The 7,931-nt window shown below is 51.0% G+C and carries 9 protein-coding genes, 2 tRNA genes and 3 pseudogenes; 1 reads left to right on the top strand and 13 read right to left on the bottom strand.

The window, feature by feature from the left end; translation table 11 throughout:
• Positions 1-107: 107 nt before the first annotated feature.
• Genes BEB54_RS27150 through BEB54_RS27140 form a run of 3 tightly spaced genes read right to left on the bottom strand, consistent with a single transcriptional unit; the run spans position 108 to position 1,353 of the window.
• Entirely contained in the window at positions 108-332 is a 225-nt protein-coding gene (locus tag BEB54_RS27150) for a hypothetical protein (protein ID WP_000735655.1), read from the bottom strand.
• Between the two features lie 23 nt (positions 333-355).
• On the bottom strand, positions 356-823 hold the full coding sequence (locus tag BEB54_RS27145) for a lysis protein (RefSeq protein WP_063104053.1): 468 nt from the start codon (positions 821-823) through the stop codon (positions 356-358).
• The gene (locus BEB54_RS27140; protein ID WP_063121631.1) at positions 820-1,353 is read right to left on the bottom strand and encodes a lysozyme; all 534 of its coding nucleotides are present in this window, start codon (positions 1,351-1,353) and stop codon (positions 820-822) included. Before BEB54_RS27140 ends, BEB54_RS27145 begins: the two co-directional genes overlap by 4 nt.
• A gap of 111 nt (positions 1,354-1,464) precedes the next feature.
• Between BEB54_RS27140 and BEB54_RS27135 the strand changes: the two genes are divergently transcribed.
• Positions 1,465-1,725 carry a hypothetical protein gene (locus BEB54_RS27135; protein ID WP_001625288.1) on the top strand — a complete coding sequence of 87 codons (261 nt, stop codon included), beginning with the start codon at positions 1,465-1,467 and terminating at the stop codon, positions 1,723-1,725.
• 211 nt (positions 1,726-1,936) lie between these two features.
• On the opposite strand, the pseudogene BEB54_RS29600 reads toward BEB54_RS27135, so the two are convergent.
• The 10 genes and pseudogenes from BEB54_RS29600 to BEB54_RS27080 all read right to left on the bottom strand — a co-directional run.
• Positions 1,937-2,182 (bottom strand): annotated as a pseudogene (locus tag BEB54_RS29600) (DUF1327 domain-containing protein); the annotation flags it as partial.
• A 3-nt stretch (positions 2,183-2,185) separates the two neighbouring features.
• The gene (locus BEB54_RS27125; RefSeq protein WP_032189660.1) at positions 2,186-2,401 is read right to left on the bottom strand and encodes a class II holin family protein; all 216 of its coding nucleotides are present in this window, start codon (positions 2,399-2,401) and stop codon (positions 2,186-2,188) included.
• Between the two features lie 77 nt (positions 2,402-2,478).
• On the bottom strand, positions 2,479-2,724 hold the full coding sequence (locus BEB54_RS27120; protein ID WP_001290230.1) for a DUF826 domain-containing protein: 246 nt from the start codon (positions 2,722-2,724) through the stop codon (positions 2,479-2,481).
• Between the two features lie 40 nt (positions 2,725-2,764).
• Positions 2,765-2,944, bottom strand: coding sequence for a DUF1378 family protein (locus BEB54_RS27115; RefSeq protein WP_000142781.1), 180 nt, complete (start codon positions 2,942-2,944; stop codon positions 2,765-2,767).
• 136 nt (positions 2,945-3,080) lie between these two features.
• The gene (locus BEB54_RS27110; RefSeq protein ID WP_063104048.1) at positions 3,081-5,045 is read right to left on the bottom strand and encodes an SASA family carbohydrate esterase; all 1,965 of its coding nucleotides are present in this window, start codon (positions 5,043-5,045) and stop codon (positions 3,081-3,083) included.
• A 530-nt stretch (positions 5,046-5,575) separates the two neighbouring features.
• Positions 5,576-6,004, bottom strand: coding sequence for a cell envelope integrity protein TolA (tolA, locus tag BEB54_RS27100; protein ID WP_063104047.1), 429 nt, complete (start codon positions 6,002-6,004; stop codon positions 5,576-5,578).
• A 278-nt stretch (positions 6,005-6,282) separates the two neighbouring features.
• A tRNA-Arg gene (locus tag BEB54_RS27095) sits at positions 6,283-6,359 on the bottom strand.
• Between the two features lie 9 nt (positions 6,360-6,368).
• Positions 6,369-6,444: transfer RNA gene (locus BEB54_RS27090), tRNA-Ile, on the bottom strand.
• Between the two features lie 40 nt (positions 6,445-6,484).
• Positions 6,485-7,297 (bottom strand): annotated as a pseudogene (locus BEB54_RS27085) (site-specific DNA-methyltransferase); the annotation flags it as partial.
• A gap of 13 nt (positions 7,298-7,310) precedes the next feature.
• Positions 7,311-7,931 (bottom strand): annotated as a pseudogene (locus BEB54_RS27080) (IS3 family transposase); the annotation flags it as partial.

Raw genomic sequence — 7,931 nt, 5'->3', positions numbered from 1 at the left:
TAAAAACGGTTCTGTGAAAGTGACACGAACCGATCTCCATCGATGTTACTCACCGATCTCCTTCACGGTAATACGCAGACAATACCGCGCATGGTTAATAAGGTCGCTCAACACACTGGCTGTAATGCAGCGGATACCATGCGGCATTTAGCGGCATTCATCGTACACTCAACGGTTAGCTCTTCATTCGTGGCATTCACCTGAAAGGTCCGGGAGTGTAATTGCGTACATTTACCACTGAACGAACCTTCAACAAGAACACGACCACGCTGCAAAATACGGAACGGAATTGTTCCCTGAAAAGGCTTTACGGTTACCAGTAATTTCTTCATGCATTCTCCGGATAACAAAAATACTAGTTAATACACTGAGTGCGGATATATTCCTGCGTCCCTTCCAGTTGCTTCTGCATTGTCATCAACCGCTCTCTGAGGGTGAAATAATCCCGTTCAGCGGTGTCTGCCAGTCGGGGGCCGGTTGCATTATCCATTCCGGAGGTGCCGGTGGCTTCACGCACGGGACCTGGACAGGTGGCGTTGATACGCAGGCGCTTACGACCAGCGGCAACGTCAGCGCGAAGAGTTTCATTTTCAGCTCTCGCATCGGCTAATTCCCTCGAGTATTTTGCATCGAGCGCAGCAACATCACGCTGGCGCACCTGCATATCAGTAATGGTTGCGTTTGCCAGCTCCAGCTCTCTGGCTTTTTTATCGCGCTGCTCTTTGTAGGTGATGGCGTTATCGCGGTAATGATTAACAGCCCATAACAGACAGACGATGATGCAGATAACCAGAGCGTAAATAATCGCGGTTACTCTTCTCACTGATCTATCCCCCAACAAGCTAATGCGCTTTCCTGGTCACGACGAATAACCTGTCCGTAGCAGTTATTTGAACGTGTGCGGCAATCACGCCCACCGTCCTTAATCCACCAGCGAATCGACTCACAGGCACCTTTACGATCACCGGCATTAAGCCGCTTATAAAACGTCGACGGGAGACACTTACCGGGGCCAATGTTATACGGGCAGAATGACGCAATACCCGCTTTCTGGGGTTCAGTCAGTGGCACTTTGATGTTTTTCTCCACCCATGCCAGCGCCTTATCACGCTCAATGGCGTTAACCTGGTCGCATTTTTCCTTCGACAACTTCATGCCGGGGAGGACAGGCTTACCATCCACCCGGGTGGCTCCACGGCAGATGGTCCAGATACCCGCACCATCACGGTATGCCGTGGTGTGGTTACCTTCCTTTTCATCCAGAAACTGGTCGAGGATTTCAGGCGCAGAAGCCCCTGCGGCAATCAGCGCCAGAACGACAGCCGACAGGCCGTATTTGATTTTTGCGTTCATGGATATTTATCAGGATTTATCGGTTCCGAATCCCTGGATATGTTAAGCCTTCACCCCGCCAGTGGTGGGCACTGGCCAGGGTATGTCAATCTGATAAACACAGAGGTGACTATGGATTATCCAAATCTACCAAAACAAACTTTTGCTGATTTAATCGCACTCAGGCAAGCAGTCGTAGCTCTAATCAACGTGTTGCCGGATGAGGAAAAGGAATTAGTTAAAGCAATTCTTAACAGAACTGCCGCCGATTTTTCATCATTCCCACTGACAGATGACCTTGCGGACCTTCCTGAATTAATTGCAGCGTCCGCCATTAAGCTTACTGAAGAGATTTACTCTCCTCAAAAGCCTTCACAAAATTCCTGCGAGTAACTTCAATGCAATAATCGTAAAACGCCGCGAACTGCTCATCGCGGCGTTTTTTTGCATCTTCAGAAGGCATCAGCGTCGACAGTTTTTTATTCAGTTCAACGACGCAATTCTCCAGTTTTTCAATGCGTGATTCGATATCATCTTTTTCTGACAGTATCGTGTTATATGCATTGTTAATTTGTATGGTATACCGATCTTCGGAACAAAGGCACTTTTCCTGTGACTGTTCATCCCCTTCACATAACCCGGCAGCAATATCCATGAAAAACTGCTTCGCCTTCTTTTTCGCCTCAGCTTCGTAAAACTCCAGCGGGGCACCTTCAACACGATCAAGATCAATCACCACATTTGGCAACAACAGTGACGTATACCCACCCGTTTCCAGCGCTACAGTAACAGTAATCTTATCCGGGTAATTATTTATCCCTTTAACAACCAGTTCGTATTGTTTATTCATCGTCTACTCACCCCGTGCCGTCTTACGCCGGTCCTCTCTGATTTTGAAATACAGGTTCGTCAGATATGTCAGCAGACCAAACAGCAGACTCCCCAGCACGCCTATTGCCGCCCACTGAGACGGGGAAACCCTGTCCAGCAACTGCAGGAACCAGTAGCCCGTTCCCACCGCTGACGTGGTGTATGACACACCTGTTGTGATTTTTTCCATCTGGTACATACCCCGCCTCCCGCAATCCGGAAGCTCACAACAATAAAAAAGACCACCGGCACACACCGATGGTCCCTGACGCATGCTTACATCATCATGTCGCTGTCAGGTGTGGGGTCACCGCTATCTGAAGCACTCCCCTCACCCGCGATGCCTTCCGGCTCCGGAGCTGCCGGTGCGCCCAGCAGTTCATCCAGAATGGCATCCACTTCTGCATCAAGACGCGCTTCCAGGTTATGGCGAAGTTTCTGTTTCAGTGCGCTCCGGACTTCTTCAGAGCGCAGGACTTCCTTCACTGCTTCAGCAGTGACCAGGGATGTAATTTCTGACATGGGATTTTCTCGTCGAAAGGTGTGATTAAGAAAGTTGCCGCTAAACGAGCGGCTCTTCGGGTTTGCTTCCGGCTGACTGACTGGCGCTGATTTTCTCAGCGGCCCTTTTGTCAATCTGTCTGCGCCAGAAGTCACGCATGGCCCGGTATCCACCCGAAAGGAGATACAGCACACAGACTGCCGTACAGAAGTACAGCATCACCTGATGAATAAAAGTCATAATTTCTTACCGTTATTGTTGACAATGGGAACTGTTTTCATTAAAAAACCAGAGTACGAAAGTATCGTTCCTTTATTTTTTCTCCATAGGTATTACCACCGCCAGCGTCCATTCCTGTCGCTGGCGGTTTTTTTTATCATGCCGCAGTGTCTGTGCTGTTCACTTCCACCGCAATGCTGTCAATCAGCAGCGTATACGTCGCCGATCTTGATATATCGTTCAGTTGCAGTTTGTCCGCCGCCCCCGATGCCGGTGACTTCACCAGTGTGAACGCCGCTCCCCGTTTCTCATCCAGAACCGGAGTCACCTGAATGCTGTTGTTGCCGGCAAACTCAAAAGCCAGCGTGTGCCATCCGTTATCAAAGACCCCGAATGTATCCAGCTTCGCATTAGGCTTCCTGTGATGCATCGCGTTCAGGTTCGTCGTATCCGTCTGCAGAAAGAAGGACATCAGCATATCGTTACCTTCTCCTGACAGCATCACCCCCTCCGGCAGGGACGACAACTGCCAGTAAATGCCCAGGGCAAACTGATTCGGCACCAGTGAACCCGGCAACTTAAACCGTACGCTCACACGTCCGCCCTTCTTCAGTAACTCCGCCCCCTGTCCGGCTGCATCATGCTCCAGAAACCAGATGTGGTTTTCCGGTTTGTTCAGTTGCAGAGCCTTACCTCCCGTAGCCCCCGCATCACTGACCACCGCTTCAGCAATGTTTTTGTTAACACTGTCTCCGCCCGCCGGTTTGTGATAATAGCGCCAGCCCTGTGATGCCAGGTCTTCGCCGGATGCCAGCAGACTCATCAGGGTACGCTTACTGGCCGGGGCTTCCGCCTCTATCTCCGGACCTTCACCGGAAGGTACGGTGGGCCTCACCATATCAGGCTGTTTTCCGGTAATGAATTCAGCGCTTCTCCCGGCGTGCACCAGAATCGCCGTTGCCAGACGGTCGGAAATAATCCCCCGGCGTGCCCAGGTGCTGAAATGGCTCGCCCTGTCTTGTGACGTCCAGGTGGCTGAGCTGTCACGCCATTTCGAACCGTAATACCCGATACCCGGAATGTCCGGGTCTTCTTCCGGTTTGTTCGTCGGCACATTCACCCCGTTCTCATCCGTCATGAACGGTACGAAATGGATATTCTTTTCCGTTTTGTTTTTATAGCTGCCGTACACCGTCTGGTACGTGGATTCGTTCTTCTGCTTCCAGAAATACGTCGTGTCCCCGCATATCCAGGGAACACCGCCAGCAGAGCCACCAACGCACTGACCTGCCATATCCGTCAGGTCTGCACGGAATTTATCAACCAGCGCACCAAACTGTGCTGCGTGATTTCCGGGCGTGCCGTCAAAATCAAATTCCCCCTGCATCCACACCACGGCAAACAGCACATTTTTCGGGTTCTTCTTCAGTGCTGCTTTTGTTCGACCGATAAGGTCCTTATACAGCGGCTTGTCCACACCCCAGCGGGTTGAATTCTCCGAGGCACCGCCAGCGTCACTGTATGTGCCATCAGCTCCGGTGGTGAACGCTGAACCACCACGACAGCACGGAACCAGCAGAATGCCCGCATTCGCCGGTATAAACGGCAGCAGTTTTTTGGCGATATGCAGCCCCTGCCCCACGGTACCGTACTGCCCCTTTGACAGGTCCGCTTTCGGATGGTTAAGGCGGCTCATGTCCTGCACATCATGCAGACAATGGTCCGCCGGAATGATGTCGTTATATTTACAGGCGACACCGCCCGGTGTCACCGTACTGCGACGCGCCAGCTGCTTAATACGCGGGTCCGGACGGTCATATGTCTCCGGCAGCGGAAGACCTTCACCATACGACATGCCATTTGACTGCCCTGCCAGAACCACAACAAAGTAATACTCCGGGTCGCTGGTGGCACTGACAGCCACCGCCTTACCCTCATTACCGGTCACCGCCACAGGTGTGGTGACATCACCTTCCGCCGCAATGGCCTGCATCAGGGTATAAGGCGTGATGGCCACCGGACTGCCAAATGGCTGCCAGCCCTCCTTCAGTTTTTGTGTCAGTCGTTCAGCAAGGTCTGACGGCGATGCCGCCCTGACCACATCGTAGTGTTTAAATGCCATGAATCCTCCCGGCCGGGATAATGTTCTGAGTCAGAAAAGGTACAGGCTGCCCTCCGGAAACACAGAAGCCACACAGAAAAACAGCCCGCAAAGATGAAATATGCCCTTACAGTTGCGCAAGGTGATTACTCTAAGGTATTATTCCCATCGTTAATTAATTGTTCATATTGTTTCTTCTTGCCAGCCGCTCTTCCCAGGAGCGGTTTTTTTTGCATGTAAAAAGGCTCCTGCGATGAGGAGCCTGGATATATGCCTAATCTCTGAATACTGCATGGTGCCGGGTGCCTCCCGGTGAGTTCAGCCCGGTGACACCAAACCCGCGTATTCTCGCTTACGATCATCAAAGAGATCATACCGTTCACCAGTCGCCCCTCCGCACAGGGGGATTCACCATGCGAAATTTTTTTAACAAATGCCCAGTCTGACAGGCAACTGTCAACTTACTGAATTGTGAGGAATTTAACACTTCACAGCACAATATCTTTCCAGCACCCCAAAATCATCTAGACAGGAGAAAATCTTCTCCCCAGTCAGAGTTTAAAATCCTGCACGCCATTTCTAAATGCTTTATATACTCCTGAAGACGGTGGTGATGGTATATCAGCATTTTTTACTGCATTCATCGCTTCACGACATAAATCAGGATCACCGCTTTCTCTTTTAACCTGTAGCAGAAGACCATTCGGGGCCATATACATTCTCAGTGAGCACTCTTTTCCTGAATACTTACTCGCATCCTTTAACTGTTCTTCTATGGCTTTCCTGACCTGAATGGCATACTGCCGGATTTCTTCACTGGCATCAGGGGTACGTTCCGATGAGCTCAAATTTTGCGACTTTATTAATTTATCTGAGTGATACAGAGAAGCATCATAATTATTTGTCGATACATCTTTTGTGCAGCCAGTTGTCAGACTGGCTAATATCAAAACAAGAACCGGTACAGCACGGCAATACATTTATCCATCTCCATATTAACAAGAACAATTATCTATAAAATATAGTAAATATGCGGGATCCGGGAGGACTTGTAACTATCATCTCCGGATCAGCATGTAGTTTTTATTTTTCCGGATGATATATGCCGCAATAATACCCCTGCATACTGATGCCTGCAAATATCTACGAAGCATCCGGCGAGAATAAACAAGGAAGTCTGAGGCTATCTTATATGATAGCCTGTTGCTCAAAAGACATTGATTCACTCATCAAAACCAACAACGCATAATGCAGATAATGGACCGCCATCGAGGACTCGAACCCCGCGCAGCCAGCTTCGAAGGCTGGCGCTCTATCCCGATGAGCTAATGGCGGTATGTGATATGGTGGCCCTTGCTGGATTTGAACCAGCGACCTGGCGATTATGAGTCGCTCGCTCTCACCACTGAGCTAAAGGGCCGGGCGCAGGATAATAACGGTACGTAACTAATCCTGCAATATCATCCATTCTGACTGACTAAATCCTGTACTTCCCTGACCGTCTGCTCAAAACGTTCAGTCTCCAGCTCAACGCCAGTTGCACGACGCCCCAGCGCCATCGCAGCTTTGACTGTCGAACCCGACCCCATGAAGAAATCTGCAACCAGGTCACCCGGACGACTGCTCGCACTGATTATCTGCTGCAGCATTTCTGCCGGTTTTTCGCACGGATGTTTCCCGGGATAGTACTGCACCGGTTTATGCGTCCACACATCCGTGTACGGCACCTGCGCAGTTACGCCAAAATACCGCCGCAGATGCTTATATTCACTCTGCAGTTCCGCATACTGCCGGTTCAGTGAAGTATACGTCTCCAGCAGCTGGTGGTGGGGCTTTTCCAGTTCACCGCGCTGATGCTTCTCTTCTGCCACCCGGGCAAACAGCGCCTGTAATTTCAGATAATCGCTTTCGTTCGGTAGCTGCCACTGACTGGCACTGAACCAGTGCGACACCATGTTTTTCTTTCCTGTGGCATCCACTATCTGTTTTGCCGTTATCCCCAGGGCAGCACGCGCATCACGAAAGTAAGCAATCAGCGGTGCCATCACATGCTGTTTCAGTGCCCTGCCCTTCGCCTCATACCCGGCATCTTTCGGACGATACGGCCCCTGATAATGTTCCGCGAACAGAATGCGCTCTGTGGCGGGGAAATACGCCCTCAGGCTTTCCTTGTTGCACCCGTTCCAGCGTCCGGACGGCTTCGCCCAGATAATATGGTTCAGCACACTGAAGCGTTCACGCATCATGATTTCGATATCAGATGCCAGGCGATGGCTGGATTTGCCCCTATATTTCCAGACATCTGTTATCACTTAACCCATTACAAGCCCGCTGCCGCAGATATTCCCGTGGCGAGCGATAACCCAGCGCACTATGCGGATGCCATTCGTTATAATGCTCGAACGCCTCTGCAAGGTTCTTTGCTGCCGTTAACCCGTCTGGTTTGGGCATGATACTGATGTAGTCACGCTTTATCGTTTTCACGAAGCTCTCTGCTATTCCGTTACTCTCCGGACTCCGCACCGCCGTGTTCTTCGGTTCAAGTCCCAACATCCGGGCGAACTGGCGTGTTTCATTAGCCCGGTAGCATGAACCATTATCCGTCAGCCACTCCACTGGAGACGACGGAAGATCGTTGCCGAAGCGGCGTTCCACCGCTCCCAGCATGACGTCCTGTACTGTTTCACTGTTGAAGCCGCCGGTAGTGACCGCCCAGTGCAGTGCCTCACGATCACAGCAGTCCAGCGCGAACGTGACACGCAGTCTCTCTCCGTTATCACAGCAGAACTCGAACCCGTCAGAGCACCATCGCTGATTGCTTTCTTTCACGGCCACTCTGCCTGTATGTGCCCGTTTCGATGGCGGTACAGCAGGTTTTCGCTCAAGCAACAGCGCATTCTGGCGCAT

Source organism: Escherichia sp. MOD1-EC6021, assembly GCF_002965245.1.
Lineage (GTDB): Bacteria > Pseudomonadota > Gammaproteobacteria > Enterobacterales > Enterobacteriaceae > Escherichia > Escherichia coli_F.
This window is presented reverse-complemented; position numbering and strand designations above follow the sequence as displayed.

Bases quoted from the DNA above. Each gene is read 5' to 3' on its own strand.
- BEB54_RS27150 (WP_000735655.1), bottom strand. From the start codon at position 332: ATGAAGAAATTACTGGTAACCGTAAAGCCTTTTCAGGGAACAATTCCG.
- BEB54_RS27125 (WP_032189660.1), bottom strand. From the start codon at position 2,401: ATGTACCAGATGGAAAAAATCACAACAGGTGTGTCATACACCACGTCA.
- BEB54_RS27110 (WP_063104048.1), bottom strand. From the start codon at position 5,045: ATGGCATTTAAACACTACGATGTGGTCAGGGCGGCATCGCCGTCAGAC.
- BEB54_RS27120 (WP_001290230.1), bottom strand. From the start codon at position 2,724: ATGTCAGAAATTACATCCCTGGTCACTGCTGAAGCAGTGAAGGAAGTC.
- BEB54_RS27140 (WP_063121631.1), bottom strand. From the start codon at position 1,353: ATGAACGCAAAAATCAAATACGGCCTGTCGGCTGTCGTTCTGGCGCTG.
- BEB54_RS27135 (WP_001625288.1), top strand. From the start codon at position 1,465: ATGGATTATCCAAATCTACCAAAACAAACTTTTGCTGATTTAATCGCA.
- tolA (WP_063104047.1), bottom strand. From the start codon at position 6,004: ATGTATTGCCGTGCTGTACCGGTTCTTGTTTTGATATTAGCCAGTCTG.
- BEB54_RS27115 (WP_000142781.1), bottom strand. From the start codon at position 2,944: ATGACTTTTATTCATCAGGTGATGCTGTACTTCTGTACGGCAGTCTGT.